This window comes from Streptomyces sp. M41 (assembly GCF_043673425.1).
Classification (GTDB): Bacteria; Actinomycetota; Actinomycetes; order Streptomycetales; family Streptomycetaceae; genus Streptomyces.
The window spans coordinates 133,566-147,439 of sequence record NZ_JBIMKE010000014.1 but is presented as its reverse complement, the minus strand read 5'-3'; the positions used below and the strand labels follow the sequence as shown (position 1 = coordinate 147,439).

The 13,874-nt window shown below is 70.2% G+C and carries 14 protein-coding genes and 1 pseudogene; 7 read left to right on the top strand and 8 right to left on the bottom strand.

Going from position 1 to position 13,874, the window contains the following annotated elements; genetic code table 11:
- Positions 1-121: 121 nt before the first annotated feature.
- Entirely contained in the window at positions 122-805 is a 684-nt protein-coding gene (locus tag ACHBTE_RS19340; RefSeq protein WP_394725184.1) for an SGNH/GDSL hydrolase family protein, read from the top strand.
- A gap of 143 nt (positions 806-948) precedes the next feature.
- Positions 949-1,155 (top strand): annotated as a pseudogene (locus tag ACHBTE_RS19335) (Uma2 family endonuclease); the annotation flags it as partial.
- Between the two features lie 16 nt (positions 1,156-1,171).
- Here ACHBTE_RS19335 and ACHBTE_RS19330 read toward each other — a convergent pair.
- On the bottom strand, positions 1,172-1,633 hold the full coding sequence (locus ACHBTE_RS19330) for a hypothetical protein (protein WP_394725183.1): 462 nt from the start codon (positions 1,631-1,633) through the stop codon (positions 1,172-1,174).
- A 4-nt stretch (positions 1,634-1,637) separates the two neighbouring features.
- Positions 1,638-1,763 carry a hypothetical protein gene (locus ACHBTE_RS19325; protein WP_394725182.1) on the bottom strand — a complete coding sequence of 42 codons (126 nt, stop codon included), beginning with the start codon at positions 1,761-1,763 and terminating at the stop codon, positions 1,638-1,640.
- Between the two features lie 3 nt (positions 1,764-1,766).
- Between ACHBTE_RS19325 and ACHBTE_RS19320 the strand changes: the two genes are divergently transcribed.
- Positions 1,767-2,756 (top strand): aldo/keto reductase, encoded by a 990-nt coding sequence (locus ACHBTE_RS19320; protein WP_394725181.1) that lies wholly within the window; start codon positions 1,767-1,769, stop codon positions 2,754-2,756.
- Positions 2,757-2,796: 40 nt separating this feature from the next.
- Here ACHBTE_RS19320 and ACHBTE_RS19315 read toward each other — a convergent pair whose 3' ends face one another.
- The 3 genes from ACHBTE_RS19315 to thpR all read right to left on the bottom strand — a co-directional run bounded on the left by ACHBTE_RS19315 (position 2,797) and on the right by thpR (position 6,544).
- On the bottom strand, positions 2,797-4,443 hold the full coding sequence (locus ACHBTE_RS19315; RefSeq protein WP_394725180.1) for an ATP-binding cassette domain-containing protein: 1,647 nt from the start codon (positions 4,441-4,443) through the stop codon (positions 2,797-2,799).
- A gap of 62 nt (positions 4,444-4,505) precedes the next feature.
- Positions 4,506-5,741, bottom strand: coding sequence for a DUF1611 domain-containing protein (locus ACHBTE_RS19310; protein ID WP_394725178.1), 1,236 nt, complete (start codon positions 5,739-5,741; stop codon positions 4,506-4,508).
- 230 nt (positions 5,742-5,971) lie between these two features.
- Positions 5,972-6,544 (bottom strand): RNA 2',3'-cyclic phosphodiesterase, encoded by a 573-nt coding sequence (gene thpR, locus ACHBTE_RS19305; RefSeq protein WP_394725177.1) that lies wholly within the window; start codon positions 6,542-6,544, stop codon positions 5,972-5,974.
- A 104-nt stretch (positions 6,545-6,648) separates the two neighbouring features.
- Here thpR and ACHBTE_RS19300 point away from each other — a divergent pair, with 104 nt between their 5' ends.
- Entirely contained in the window at positions 6,649-7,236 is a 588-nt protein-coding gene (locus ACHBTE_RS19300; RefSeq protein ID WP_394725176.1) for a Uma2 family endonuclease, read from the top strand.
- 27 nt (positions 7,237-7,263) lie between these two features.
- On the opposite strand, the gene ACHBTE_RS19295 is transcribed toward ACHBTE_RS19300, so the two are convergent.
- Positions 7,264-8,643, bottom strand: coding sequence for an MFS transporter (locus ACHBTE_RS19295; RefSeq protein WP_394725175.1), 1,380 nt, complete (start codon positions 8,641-8,643; stop codon positions 7,264-7,266).
- A 29-nt stretch (positions 8,644-8,672) separates the two neighbouring features.
- Positions 8,673-9,110 (bottom strand): MarR family winged helix-turn-helix transcriptional regulator, encoded by a 438-nt coding sequence (locus ACHBTE_RS19290; protein WP_394725174.1) that lies wholly within the window; start codon positions 9,108-9,110, stop codon positions 8,673-8,675.
- Between the two features lie 155 nt (positions 9,111-9,265).
- Between ACHBTE_RS19290 and ACHBTE_RS19285 the strand changes: the two genes are divergently transcribed.
- Positions 9,266-9,448: a ribbon-helix-helix protein, CopG family gene (locus ACHBTE_RS19285; protein WP_394725172.1), complete on the top strand. Its 183-nt coding sequence runs from the start codon at positions 9,266-9,268 to the stop codon at positions 9,446-9,448.
- Positions 9,449-9,454: 6 nt separating this feature from the next.
- On the opposite strand, the gene ACHBTE_RS19280 is transcribed toward ACHBTE_RS19285, so the two are convergent.
- Entirely contained in the window at positions 9,455-10,906 is a 1,452-nt protein-coding gene (locus ACHBTE_RS19280; RefSeq protein WP_394725171.1) for an NCS2 family permease, read from the bottom strand.
- 116 nt (positions 10,907-11,022) lie between these two features.
- On the opposite strand from ACHBTE_RS19280, the gene ACHBTE_RS19275 reads away from it, so the two are divergent.
- Together ACHBTE_RS19275 and ACHBTE_RS19270 are read left to right on the top strand one after the other, a co-directional pair.
- Positions 11,023-11,310, top strand: a complete 288-nt coding sequence (locus ACHBTE_RS19275; RefSeq protein ID WP_394725170.1) for a DUF2530 domain-containing protein — start codon at positions 11,023-11,025, stop codon at positions 11,308-11,310.
- A 106-nt stretch (positions 11,311-11,416) separates the two neighbouring features.
- On the top strand, positions 11,417-13,813 hold the full coding sequence (locus ACHBTE_RS19270) for a cation-translocating P-type ATPase (RefSeq protein WP_394725169.1): 2,397 nt from the start codon (positions 11,417-11,419) through the stop codon (positions 13,811-13,813).
- Positions 13,814-13,874 lie beyond the last annotated feature (61 nt).

Below are 13,874 nucleotides of genomic sequence, written 5' to 3'. Positions count from 1 at the left end.
GCCTGCCATCCGCCCCGGTGTTCCGGAGACGGGGAGGGCGGCGGACGATCACGCGGGGGCGTGTCCGGGTTCACACGCCACCGGTCCCTACCCCTGGGTAGCGATCGTCCATCATGAGCGGATGCTCAGGTTCATGCCCGTCGGCGACTCCATGACCATCGGCAGCGCCGGCGAACACACGTGGCGCTACCGCATGTGGCAGCACCTGCGTGAGACGTACGGCGGCTCCTTCGCCCTCGTCGGCCCGCGCGAGACGCTGTACGACAAGGCCACGGACGCGCCCACGTCGTACGAGTACGCCGACGCCGACCCGGCCTTCCCGCGCGCCCATCTGGCCGGCTGGGGCGAGGGCTGGCTGCACATGGTGCCGCTGATCGGCGAGGCGGTGCGCTCGTGCCGGGCCGATGTGCTGCTGGTGTCGCTGGGCCTGATCGACCTGGGTTTCTACACGAACGCGGAGCAAACGGCACAGAACGCAAGGGCGTTCGTGACCGAGGCACGCTCGGCGAACCCACGGGTCCGCATCGTCGTCCTGCCGGTGATCCCGAACGTCCGCGCCGAGACGGACGCCCCCTTCGCCACCGAGGTCGCCCGCTTCAACGAGCTCCTCGCCAAGGCGGTCGCCGACCTCGACGAGCCCCGCTCACCCCTCCTGCTGGCCTCCCCGCCCCCGTCGTACGACATCCACCTCGACACCTACGACGGCACCCACCCCAACGCGACCGGCGAACACCGGATCGCGGAGGCGTTCGCGGAGGCGATGCACCAGGCTTGGGGGGTGGGCGAGCCGTACGAGGCCGCCTGACCTCTGGGGGGACAGGACGACCTGGTGGCGAGGCCGTCGCAGGTGAGCTTCCTCTCCGTGCCGCGGACGCTGTACGTATCGTCGTACTGCGCGGCTGCACAGGTCCGTGGGGCAGCCGGGGAGGAGCGCCACGATGACCGTCCTACGGCCCGAAGAAGAGGGCCTATGCGACCGCCGAAGTCCCGGTCCACCTCATCGCCGACCCGTACCAGGGGCGATGCTACGTCTACACCGAGCCCAAGGACGCCGACCACCAGCGCAGGACTCCCGTGGACTTCGGCACCGACGTCGACCTGACCGGCACCGTCGCCGACCTCGCGCTCAAGACCGACGGCTTCCCCCGCGACTGACGTCGCCGTCACGCCCTCAGAGCCTGAAGAACACCCCGCGCCAGGTCCACCCCGCCGCGAGCACCGTGTTTCGCAGCGGGTCCTTCACGTGCTTGGTGTCGAAGCTCAGCGTCTCGACCCGTCGGCGGCGGCCGTCGGGGCCCCGCTCGTACGTCCATTGCCGGTAGACGCCCGTCACCTGCCCCCGCGTGTACCGCCGGCCGCCCTCGGGCGAGGACGCCTCCCAACGCTCGTCGAAGGTGCGCACCTCACGCTTCGCCGGGTCCAGCTTCATCCGCGTCCGGATGGTCATGCGCAGCTCCGGGATCCTGGACTCCGCCACCAGGTCGGCGCGTTCCTTCGAGGTGCCGTGCCGCACGACGAAGGGCACGCCCGGACCGTTGAGGGCGAACAACGCGGCCCTGAGTTCCGTGGTGGGCAGCGGCGCGGTGGCGCTGTCGGGGTATCTGGTGCCGGTCAGCTTGTCGAGAAGGGCCATTGGATCAACGTACGCGGCCGGTGCGCCGTACCACCACGTCGTACGACAACTCCTCGGCCCCGGTCGCGGCACCCTGACGCGCCTTCAGGAAGCCCTTGCCTAGAGCGCACTCCACGTCGCTAGCGTGCACTGCATGAAGTACACGCAGCTCGGACGCACGGGACTCAAGGTCAGCCGACTGGTCCTCGGCACGATGAACTTCGGACCGCAGACCGACGAGGCCGACAGCCACGCGATCATGGACGCGGCGCTGGACGCCGGCATCAACTTCTGCGACACCGCCAACGTCTACGGCTGGGGCCAGAACAAAGGCCGTACCGAAAGCATCATCGGCAACTGGTTCGCGAAGGGCGAGCGGCGCGACAAGGTCGTCCTCGCCACCAAGGTGTACGGCAACATGGGCGCGGACGGCGAGGCGTGGCCGAACCACGACAAGCTGTCGGCCGTGAACATCCGGCGCGCGGTGGACGCGTCGCTCAAGCGGCTGAAGACCGACTACATCGACCTCTACCAGTTCCACCACATCGACCGCAGCACGCCGTTCGAGGAGATCTGGCAGGCGATCGACGTCCTGGTCCAGCAGGGCAAGATCCTGTACGTGGGGTCCAGCAACTTCCCCGGGTACAAGATCGCGCAGGCCAACGAGATCGCCGCCCGGCGGGGCGGGACGATCGGCCTGGTCAGCGAGCAGTGCCTGTACAACCTCTATGAGCGCCGCGCCGAGATGGAGGTCGTCCCGGCGGCACAGGACTACGGCCTCGGTGTCATCCCGTGGTCGCCGCTGCACGGCGGACTGCTCGGCGGCGTGCTCAAGAAGGAGGTCGAGGGCGGGCGGCGCGGCTCCGGGCGGGCCGCCGACTCCCTCGCCGACCCGGCCGTACGGGCGAAGATCCAGGCGTACGAGGACCTGCTGGACAAGCACGGTCTGGAGCCCGGCGAGGTCGCCCTGGCGTGGCTGCTCACCCGCCCCGGCGTGACGGGGCCGATCGTCGGCCCCCGCACCGCCGACCAGCTGCGGTCCGCACTGCGGGCGGCCGAGCTGGAGCTGAGCGAGGAGTTGCTGGCGGAGCTGGACGAGATCTTCCCGGGGCCGGGGCCTTCGCCGGAGGCGTTCGCCTGGTGAGGTCGTGAGAGCGGGAAAGGGCCGTCGGGTGACCGTCCCCCTAGGCCCTTTCCCGCTCCGCGCCCGGTCGGGCTCGTTCGTGGACCGTCAGACGGCCGTCGTCCATGCGCCACAGCACGTCCGCGCGGGCGGCGAGCCTCGGCTCGTCGGTGACGTAGATGACCGTGCCCGGATAGCGCTCGAACAGGCGTTGCGTCAGGTCGGAGCCGAGTGCTTCCTCCGACCTGGCGTCGTCCAGCAGCAGCACCCGGGGTTCGCTGCGCAGCGCCCGTACCATCGCCACCTGGTAGCGCACGGCCATGGAGACGCCGTGGCCGCCTTCGCCCACCCGGGTGTGCAGTCCGCCGGGCAGCAGTTCGGCGAGGGCGGTCATGTGCTCCGCGCTCGCCGTCCCGGTGACTTCCGGTGCTTCACCGAGGCGCAGGTTCTTGGCCACGCTGCCGCGCAGCAGGGGCAGTTCGGGGCTGGTGAGCCTGATGGCCCGGCGCACCGATTCGGGGTCGTGCCGGGTGAGGTTCTGGCCGTCGAGCAGCACCGCGCCGGTGTCGGGGTCCTGTAGGCGGGCGATGAGGCGCAGCAGCAGTGACTTTCCGGCGCCGGGGGGTCCTTGCAGCACGATCCGCTGCCCGGGCTCCGCGACGGCGGACGCCTCGAGGACGCCGTCGACGCCGAGCCCCACGAGTTCCAGGCGGCCGGGCCCGTCGGCGAGCGGCTCGGCTCCGGGCAGTGTGCCGAGCGGTGCCGGTGCGTCGAGGATCTCGGCGATGCGCCGGCGCGCGACGCGCGAGTGCTGCCAGTGTTCCTGCACGCGGGCCAGCGACGACAGGGGCCCGCCGAGGAAGTTCGCCACGGTCAGCAGCGCGGCGAGGGCTTCCCAGGTGGTGCCGGCCACGAGGCCCACGGTGACCACGATCAGCAGGATGCCGATGCCGCATGCCTCGGCCGTCGCCGACATCGCCCCGGTGAGGCGGGCTTGGCTCACCATGGCGTGGCCGTAGTCCCGGCTGCGCCGCCGCATGACGCGGCGCTCCTGGGTGACCCGCCCCAGGGACTGCATGACGGCGGTGTGGGTGACGCGTTCGTTGACGAACGCGGCGAGTCTGCCGTTGTGCCGTCGGGTGTCGCGTACGCGGTCACGCAGGCGGCGTCCGAGCAGGGCGACGGCGGTGGCGGCGAGGAGGATCAGGGCGGCCGAGAGCGCCCCGATGGGCGGCGAGATGACGGTGAGCACGCCCAGTGCGCAGGTGACGAACACGCCGTCCACCAGGATCGGTGCCACGCCCTTGCTGATCCACAGGCGCAGGGCCGAGGCGTCGCCGGTGAAGCGGAGCACGGTGACGCCGACGGTGCGCCGGTCCGGGCCCCCTGCCTCGCTGCCGGCGATGTGGTCGAACAGGCGCATTCTGACGCTGTGCACATAGCTCTGGGCCAGCCGTTCGGCGAGCGGCTCGCCCGCCGCCTTGAGCAGCACGGTCGCGCAGGCCGATATGGCCAGTCCCACGGCCAGGGTGGTGGGGGCGTACCCGGCGACATGCGTGTAGAGGGCGTTGCGGTGGTGGCCGGACGCGATCTCGGCGCCGTGCGTGACGCGGTAGGCCGCGCCGTGCACCAGGAGGGTGAAGCCGACCACGCAGACCGCCTGCCCGAACCCGGCGAGCACCAGCAGGAGCATCAGACGGCGCCGCACACCGCCGAGCGTGTGCGGCATCCGGACCCGGCGTCGGCCCGCGGTGGCCCCGCGGACCGCCCTCACGCCACTGTTTCGGCCGTCAGAGGGCTGCCGTACTCCACCAACCGCCCGTGCTCGTGCGCCGGCCCGCCGTGCTGCGTCAGCCGGGCGGCGTCCTCGGCCCCGGTCCCGGCCCCGTGGCCGTCCGCCGCGACACCCGCGACGCCCGCGACACCCGTGCCGCCCACAGCTCCTACGGCTCCCACGGCGCCCGCGAGCACGCGGCCGGCGACGGACGGATCGGCCAGGGCCGCCGCTTCGTACACCGGGATGTCCACGCCGGTCACCGCTTCGGCCATGGCCAGCGGCGACGCCGTCAGCACTCCGCTCAGGGCGATGACGGGAAGCCCTTCCTCGCGCAGCTGCCGTACGCCCGCGACCGCGCTGACCGAATCGCCGGCGGCGAAGACGATGCTGTCCACACCGGCGCGGAACTCCGGTGTGCGCATCAGTGCCGCGGTCTCCCGTTGCAGGATCCCGTCGGCGACCTCCAGGACGATGGCGTCGGCCTGGTGGCTCGTCAGATCCGTGATGGCGCTGCGCAGGACGCGGATCACCTGCGGCATCGGCAGCCGGTAGGTGGAAGGGAAGCCCAGGTCGGTGAAGTCGATGACGCGTGACGCGCCCGCGTCGGCCATCAGCGTGGGGTCGCCGGGCGCCCCGGTGCCGGTCACCTTCGCCGCGCCGACCCGGTGGCCGGCCAGGCTCAGGCCGCGGATGAGGGCGGCGGCCACGGTCGTCTTGCCCGCGTTCATGGAGGTGCCGAGTACGGCGATGGTGCGCGGGCGGGGAGCGAGGACCGGCACCACGGGCCGGGCGAGGCGGGCGAGGTTGATGACGTCGCCGTGCTCGTCGGTCACCAGGCCGAGGGGCTCCAGCCGGGTGGGGGTTTTCATCCTGGAGTGGGAGGACACGACCCGTCCCGCTATTCCGCCACCGGCGACCAGGTCGCAAGGTCCGAGGTCGTCCGGCACCTCGGCCTCGAACTGGTCGGGGGCGTAGCGGGCGCCGTAGGACACCACGACCGTGTCGCCGACGAACAGTCGGTTCCGCTTGCCGTGCACCTGCCCCAGGAAGCGGTGCTGGCCGATCTCGGTCACCCGGCCCAGCACCAGGTCGCCCGGCCGCGGAGGTCCGCCCTCCTTTCTCAGCCCCAGGGGTCTGGTGGTTCCGTAGCCCAGCTCGACAAGACGGCGAGCCGTGTACGAAACCTTCGCCACCTCATTGCCGGCAGCACTGAACAGCACGCTCTGCATGGACCGCTCCTTAACCCTCGTCCCGCGGAGCACCAGCATCATCCGCGCTCGCGGAGTGCGCACTCCGACCACGGTCATATGCGGCAATCCGGAACTCCGTACGGACGACGAGCCGCTGGAGGGCGCGGCACTACCTGCCGAGGGCTGCCGCCAGCGCCACCACGACGAACATCAACACAAGCGCACCGGCCATGATCCGGTTCCGGGTTTTCGGGTCCACGCCTTCGAGCCTAACCGGCCCCGCCGAGCGGCCGACGGGCGAGGGCCTCGTACCGGGGCTGTTCGCCCGCCGCTCCGGACGTCGGCAGGTTGCTGCGCACGAGCACCAGCTCCTCCACCGTCCAGGTACGGCTGTGGAACTCGTCGAGCGCCGTCACATACGGCCGTACGTCCACCGCCGACCGGCTCCTCGCGACCGTGAGGTGGGGCTTGTAGCGGCGGTGCTCCCCCATCGGTACGCCCGCCTTGCGTGCCGCCGCCTCGCTGCGGTCCGCCAGCAGCCGCAGGGTCGCGAGGTCCCCCTCCGCCCCCGTCCACAGGGCTCGCCCGTGCCCGAACTGGCCGCCGCCGCGCAGCGCCAGCGGGAAGGGGGCGGTGCGCCGGGCCACCCGCTCCAGGCGGGCCGACAGGTCGGGGACGAGGGCGTCGTCGACCTCGCCGTAGAAGGCGAGGGTGAAGTGCCAGCCGGGGCGGCCGGTCCAGCGCAGTTCGTCGGCGCCGGGCAGCTTCCGCAACTCCGCGACTGCGGTGGCCAGTTCGTGGGTCACGTCGTTCGGTGGCAGCACGGCGGCGAAGAGTCTCATGGGTCCAGTCTCGCTGTCACAGCCATACGTGACCCGGTCACCGTGCGTATCGTTGTACTGCGCGGCTGACCGTGACCGAGCGGTGGCCGGGGAGGAACGCCACGATGACCGTCCGTGACGACAGGATCGAGATGGCCGAGCAGAGCGGCGAGCTGACTCTGGACGTCCTGTTCGAGTGGCTGGAGACGATGCCCGTCCCCGAGGGAACGAAGGTCGAGATCGTCGGGGGGAACATCTTCATGTCGTCGCAGCGGCAGAACCACTGGGAGATCACCTTCGGTGTCGCGGAGCAGTTGCGGACCAACTACCCCCGCAAGCGCCTGGCGTCCGGGGTCCGGATCGACTTCCCCGGGCATCTGAACGGCTTCACCTGTGACCTGGCGGCCATGGCCGAGCGGTCGGTGAAGGACGGCAGGGGCCGCTGGCGCTGTCAGGACGTCGAATTCGTGGCCGAGGTGATCTCCAAGGACACCTCGGCCAACGACTACGGCCCGAAGAAGGACGTGTACGCCGCGGCCGAGGTGCCGGTGTACCTGATCGTGGACCCGTACACCGGCGAGTGGCATCTGCACACCCTGCCCAAGGACGGCAAGTACCACGGCGCCGTCGGCTTCTCCTTCGGCGAGGACATCGACCTGACCGGAACACCGGTCGGCCTCGTCCTCAAGACCGACGAGTTCCCCCGTGACTGACCGCCGCCCGACCCCTCCCGCGGGCCGCTACGCCACGGCCGCCAGCTGATCCTCCCGCCGCTCCTCGTCGGCCCGGGCGACGAAGCGGATGCGCGGGTGGCCGCCGTTCCAGCCGACCGAGAGCCTGAGGCCGCCCACCCGGGCCAGCAGCAGGGCGATCGTGACGGCCGCGGCGGCGGTGATGGCGCCGCCCACCGCGAGGCCCGCCCGGACGCCGTACTCGTCCGTGATCCAGCCGGCGATCGGCGCGCCCAGCGGCGCACCGCCCATGAAGACCATCATGTAGAGGGCCATCACACGGCCCCGCATGGCCGGGTCGGTGGACATCTGGATGCTGCTGTTGGCGGTGACGTTCACCGTCATGCCGAACATGCCTATGGGCGCCATGAGCAGGGCGAACAGCCACAGCGAGGGCACGAAGGCGGCCACCATCTCCATGGTGCCGAAGGCCACCGCCCCGACGATCAGCACCCGCATCCGGGCCGTGCCGCGCCGCGCCGCGAGCAGGGCGCCCGCCAGGGAGCCCACGGCCATCAGCGTGTTGAAGAGGCTGTAGGACCCGGCGCCGGCGCGGAAGACGTCGTCGGCGAAGGCGGACAGGTAGACGGGGAAGTTGAAGCCGAAGGTGGAGACGAACCCGGCGAGGGTGATGGTCCAGATCAGCTCCGGGCGCCCGGCGACATAGCGCAGCCCCTCCCGAAGCTGTCCCTTGGCCCGTGGGGCGCGCTGGACGACATGGAGCTCACGCGCCCGCATCAGCAGCAGTCCGGTGATGGGCGCGAGGAAGGACAGGCCGTTGGCGAGGAACGCCCAGCCGGTGCCGACGCCGGTGATCATCAGTCCGGCGACGGCGGGGCCGACCAGGCGGGCGGACTGGAAGTTCGCCGAGTTCAGGCTGACCGCGTTCTGAAGCTGGTCGGGGCCGACCATCTCGGTGACGAAGGACTGGCGGGCAGGGTTGTCGACGACCGTCGCGAGGCCGACGGCCAGGGCGGCGAGGTAGACGTGCCAGACCTCGACGTGTCCGGTGAGGGTGAGCACGGCGAGCGCGATGCCGGTGGCGGCCATCGACGTCTGGGTGACGAGCAGCGTGGGCCGCTTGGGCAGGCGGTCGACGAGGACGCCGCCGTAGAGGCCGAGCAGCAGCATCGGCAGGAACTGCAGAGCCGTCGTTATGCCGACGGCGGTGGCGGAGCCGGTGAGGCTGAGCACCAGCCAGTCCTGCGCGATGCGCTGCATCCAGGTGCCGGTGTTGGAGACGACCTGGCCGAGGAAGAACAGCCGGTAGTTGCGGACCTGCAGCGAGCTGAACATCGAGGACTTGCGGGGCTTGCGGGTGTCGAGGGTGTGCGGGGAGTCGTTGGCGTCCGGTGCGGGGGCGGAAGCTGCTCCGGGTCCCGAACTCAAAGGGGTTCGCCTCCTTGCGACGGCTGTGCCTACAGGTGTGCGAGCTTCTCCAGCACGGGGGCGGCGGCGCGCAGCTTGGCCCACTCGTCCTCGTCCAGTCCCTCGACCAGGGTGGCCAGGAAGGCGTTGCGCTTGCGGCGGCTCTCCTCGAGCATCGCCTCGGCCTGCTCGGTCTGCGTGACGACCTTCTGGCGCCGGTCCTCCGGGTGCGGCTCCAGGCGGACCAGTCCCTTGGACTCCAGCAGGGCGACGATCCTGGTCATCGACGGTGGCTGTACGTGCTCCTTGCGGGCCAGCTCACCGGGGGTGGCCTTGCCGCAGAGGGAGAGGGTGCCCAGTACCGACATCTCGGTGGGGCTCAGCGACTCGTCGACCCGCTGGTGCTTGAGCCGACGCGACAGTCGCATCACGGCGGAGCGCAGGGAGTTCACGGCGGCAGCGTCGTCGCCATGGGTAAGGTCCGACATGTTCTTTAGCGTAACTCATTACTCTCGCTAAAGACCACCGGATGCGCGCGAAGATGCCCGTGACCCGGACCACTGAACCACCTCATCACTCATATGGGTGATCCGGCGGCGGAACGTGACACAGCGCACCGAAGAGTGCCGCGACCCTCGTGTTCATGGGGACCAGCGTGCTCAGCCTGCGAATAGACCATGAGCTGCTCGAACGGCTCCGACAGCATGCGGCGAAAAGGGGAATGAGCGTCCAGGACTATGTCGTCCGGACGCTCATCCGCGATGACTTCGACGAACGGTTCCAGGCCGCCGTGGAAGAGACGGAGAAGTTCTACGGGCTCACCTGAGCCGGATCACGTCAGACCCAGCGCCGGCATCAGGTAGTAGAAGGTGAAGACCGCCGCCACCACATACATCGCCACCGGCACCTCCCGGCCGCGCCCGGCGGCCAGCCGCAGCACCGCGAAGGTGATGAAACCCATGCCGATGCCGTTGGTGATCGAGTAGGTGAACGGCATCATCACCATGGTCACGAAGGCCGGGATCGCGATCGTGTAGTCGGCCCAGTCGATCTCCTTGACGGAGTTCGCGAGGATCAGGAAGCCGACCGCGAGCAGGGCCGGGGTGGCCGCCTGGGACGGGACCATCGTGGCCACCGGCGTCAGGAACAGCGCCGCCCCGAACAGGGCGCCGGTGACGACGTTCGCGAGTCCGGTACGGGCCCCCTCACCGACGCCGGCCGTGGACTCCACGAAGGCGGTGGTCGCCGAGGAGGAGCTGGCGCCGCCCGTGGCGACGGCGAGGCCGTCCACGAACAGGACCCTGTTGATGCCCGGCATCTGGCCCTGGGCGTCGGTCAGCTTCGCCTCGTCGCTGACGCCCATGATCGTGCCCATGGCGTCGAAGAAGCAGGACAGCAGGACGGTGAAGACGAAGAGGATGCCGGTCAGCGCGCCGACCTTGTCGAAGCCGCCGAACAGGCTGACCTCGCCGATCAGCCCGAAGTCGGGGCTCGCGACAGGGTTGCCGGGCCACTTCGGCGTGGTGAGGCCCCAGGACGGCACGTTCGCGATCGCCTCGATGACGACGGCGACCACGGTCATCGTCACGATCGAGATGAGGATCGCGCCGGAGACCTTGCGCACGATGAGCGCGAGGGTGAGCAGCGCGCCCAGGATGAAGACGAGGACCGGCCAGCCGTTGAGGTGACCGTCGCCGCCGAGCTGGAGCGGGACGGTCGTCTGCGCGGCGTCCGGGATGCGGGAGACGAAGCCGGCGTCGACGAGGCCGATCAGCATGATGAACAGGCCGATACCGATGGAGATGGCCTTGCGCAGGCCGTAGGGCACGGCGTTCATGACGCGCTCGCGCAGTCCGGTGGCGACGAGCAGCATGACCACGAAGCCGGCGAGGACCACCATGCCCATGGCGTCCGGCCAGGACATCCGGGGCGCCAGCTGGAGGGCGACGACCGAGTTCACGCCGAGTCCGGCGGCGAGCGCGATCGGCACATTGCCGATGACGCCCATCAGCAGCGTGGTGAACGCCGCCGTCAGTGCGGTCGCGGTGACCAGCTGTCCGTTGTCCAGCTGGTGGCCGTACATGTCCTTCGCGCTGCCGAGGATGATCGGGTTCAGCACGATGATGTAGGCCATCGCGAAGAAGGTGGCGAGACCGCCGCGGACTTCGCGACCCGGCGTGCTGCCACGCTCGGAGATCTTGAAGAAGCGGTCGAGTGCGCCGTAGGCGGGGCCGGCTCCCGGCTGTTCAGGGGCGGGGACCTGGGCGGGGGCCGAGGTGGGCATGCTTGGCGGTTCCTACGAAGAGAAGTGGTCAGACACAAACCGTTTCAGTATGAACATATAAAGCCGCGATCGGCCATCTCCGCGCGTAGACAGCGCGGCCTCGTAAGCTGTCCCCCATGGCGAAGTGGACCCCGAAGCACGAGGCACCGGAGCCCCTGGAGGGGCCCGTGGTCGCCACCATCACCGGCGGCACGATCATCTGGTTCGTCCTCTTCGTCGTACAGCTGCCCTTCTACGGCTGGTTCGACGACCACGGACACACCTGGTGGGTGTGGACCTGCCTGGCCGGCGGCGGGCTGGGGCTCATCGGCATCTGGTACGTCCGCAAGCGCGACGCCGCCATCAAGCGGGCGGCGTCGCAGCAGCCGAGCGACGACGACGCCAAGGCGCCCGCCGCCGACTGAGGACGTACAACCACGGCACCACATCGGGCCGTTCCGGTCGTACCCAGGTCGGAACTTGTGCGCACTCGGCGGGTGAAGCCGTAATTCCGCACGTACCGTCGAATGCATGACGCATACCGACGCGGGTGCCGAAGTGGACAGCGCTGTGCACCCTGCCCCCGTCACGGTGGCGCCGGGCGGGCTGAGCGCGGCCGAAGTGGCCGAGCGGGTCACGCGCGGGCAGGTCAACGACGTCCCGGTGCGCAGCAGCCGGTCGATGACCGACATCGTCCGCGCCAACGTCTTCACCCGGTTCAACGCGATCATCGGCGTGCTCTGGCTGATCATGCTGTTCGTCGCGCCGATCCAGGACAGCCTGTTCGGCTTCGTCATCCTCGCCAACACCGGCATCGGGATCATCCAGGAGTGGCGGGCGAAGAAGACCCTCGACTCGCTCGCCGTGATCGGCGAGGCACGGCCCACGGTGCGGCGGGACGGGGTCGCCGCCGAGGTCAGCACGTCCGAGATCGTGCTGGACGATCTGATAGAGATCGGGCCGGGCGACAAGGCCGTCGTGGACGGGGTGTGCGTCGAGGCCGACGGCCTGGAGATCGACGAGTCACTGCTCACCGGTGAGGCCGATCCGGTCGTCAAACGGCCCGGCGACCAGGTCCTCTCCGGCAGTTTCGTCGTCGCCGGCGGCGGCGCCTTCCAGGCCACCAAGGTCGGCCGCGAAGCCTACGCCGCCCAGCTCGCGGAGGAGGCGTCGCGCTTCACCCTCGTCCACTCCGAGCTGCGCTCCGGCATCTCCACCATCCTCAAGTACGTGACCTGGATGATGATCCCGGCCGCGACCGGCCTGATCATCACCCAGCTGTTCGTCAAGGACAACGAGCTCGACGACTCGATCGCCCGGACCGTCGGCGGCATCGTTCCCATGGTCCCGGAGGGGCTGGTGCTTCTGACCTCCGTCGCCTTCGCGATCGGCGTCATCCGACTCGGCCGCAAGCAGTGCCTGGTGCAGGAGCTCCCCGCCATCGAGGGCCTGGCCCGGGTCGACACCGTCTGCCTCGACAAGACCGGCACCCTCACCGAGGGCGGCATGGACGTCACCGATCTACGGCCCCTGAACGGCGGCGACGAGGCATACATACGCAAGGTGCTCGGCGCCCTCGGCGAGTCCGACCCCCGCCCGAACGCCTCCCTGAAGGCCGTCATCGCCGCCTACCCGGACGCCGAGGACTGGCGCTGCACCGAGTCGCTGCCCTTCTCCTCCGCCCGCAAGTACAGCGGCGCCACCTTCAGCGAGGGCAACGGCGAGGCCAGCACCTGGCTGCTGGGCGCACCCGATGTGCTTCTGCCCGACGACGATCCGTCCCTGGCCGAGACCGACCGGCTGAACGAACAGGGGCTGCGGGTCCTGCTGCTCGCCCGCGCGGGCCGCGACCTCGACGACCCCGAGGTCTCCGAAGGGGCCGAGCCCGCCGCGCTCGTCGTGCTGGAACAGCGGCTGCGGCCCGACGCCGCCGACACCCTGCGCTACTTCGCCGACCAGAACGTCCGCGCCAAGGTGATCTCCGGGGACAACGCGGTCTCGGTGGGCGCCGTCGCGAGCAAGCTGGGGCTGGCCGGCACGACCGTCGACGCCCGCCGGCTGCCCCACGACACGGCCGGCATGGCGACGGCCATCGACGAGGCCACGGTGTTCGGGCGGGTAACCCCGCAGCAGAAGCGGGACATGGTGGGCGCGCTCCAGTCGCACGGCCACACCGTCGCCATGACCGGCGACGGGGTGAACGACGTGCTGGCCCTGAAGGACGCCGACATCGGCGTGGCGATGGGCTCGGGATCGGAGGCGACCCGGGCCGTCGCCCAGATCGTGCTGCTCAACAACAGCTTCGCGACACTGCCGTCGGTGGTGGCGGAGGGGCGCCGGGTCATCGGCAACATCACGCGCGTGGCGACGTTGTTCCTCGTGAAGACGGTCTACTCGGTGCTGCTCGCGCTGATGGTGGTGTTCTGGCAGGTGGAGTATCCGTTCCTGCCGCGCCATCTGACGCTGCTGTCCACGCTCACCATCGGCGTCCCGGCCTTCTTCCTGGCCCTCGCGCCCAACAAGGAGCGCGCGAAACCGCACTTCGTGCGGCGGGTCATGCGGTACGCCATCCCGGGCGGGCTGGTGGCGGCGGTGGCGACCTTCACGACCTATCTGATCGCCCGTCATCACTACACGGGCGAGGACACCCTGCCCGCGGAGACGAGCGTCGCCACGCTGACGCTGTTCCTGATCTCGATGTGGGTGCTGGCCATCATCGCCCGGCCCTACACCTGGTGGCGGATCGCGCTGGTGGCGACGATGGGCCTGGGGTTCCTGCTGGTGCTGGTGGTGCCGTGGCTCCAGGAGTTCTTCGCGCTGCGGCTGGTGGGGGTGACGATGCCGTGGATCGCGGTGGGCATCTCGGCGGTGGCGGCGGTCGCCCTGGAACTCACGTGGAGGTGGGTCGACCGCCGCTTCCCGGCCTGAGTGATGCCGGCTGCCGCAGCTGGTGCCTATGGCACGGGTGACTACGACAGCCGGTGCCTAC

Bases quoted from the DNA above. Each gene is read 5' to 3' on its own strand.
- ACHBTE_RS19340 (WP_394725184.1), top strand. From the start codon at position 122: ATGCTCAGGTTCATGCCCGTCGGCGACTCCATGACCATCGGCAGCGCC.
- ACHBTE_RS19330 (WP_394725183.1), bottom strand. From the start codon at position 1,633: ATGGCCCTTCTCGACAAGCTGACCGGCACCAGATACCCCGACAGCGCC.
- ACHBTE_RS19320 (WP_394725181.1), top strand. From the start codon at position 1,767: ATGAAGTACACGCAGCTCGGACGCACGGGACTCAAGGTCAGCCGACTG.
- ACHBTE_RS19310 (WP_394725178.1), bottom strand. From the start codon at position 5,741: ATGCAGAGCGTGCTGTTCAGTGCTGCCGGCAATGAGGTGGCGAAGGTT.
- thpR (WP_394725177.1), bottom strand. From the start codon at position 6,544: ATGAGACTCTTCGCCGCCGTGCTGCCACCGAACGACGTGACCCACGAA.
- ACHBTE_RS19300 (WP_394725176.1), top strand. From the start codon at position 6,649: ATGACCGTCCGTGACGACAGGATCGAGATGGCCGAGCAGAGCGGCGAG.
- ACHBTE_RS19290 (WP_394725174.1), bottom strand. From the start codon at position 9,110: ATGTCGGACCTTACCCATGGCGACGACGCTGCCGCCGTGAACTCCCTG.
- ACHBTE_RS19285 (WP_394725172.1), top strand. From the start codon at position 9,266: ATGGGGACCAGCGTGCTCAGCCTGCGAATAGACCATGAGCTGCTCGAA.
- ACHBTE_RS19280 (WP_394725171.1), bottom strand. From the start codon at position 10,906: ATGCCCACCTCGGCCCCCGCCCAGGTCCCCGCCCCTGAACAGCCGGGA.
- ACHBTE_RS19275 (WP_394725170.1), top strand. From the start codon at position 11,023: ATGGCGAAGTGGACCCCGAAGCACGAGGCACCGGAGCCCCTGGAGGGG.
- ACHBTE_RS19270 (WP_394725169.1), top strand. From the start codon at position 11,417: ATGACGCATACCGACGCGGGTGCCGAAGTGGACAGCGCTGTGCACCCT.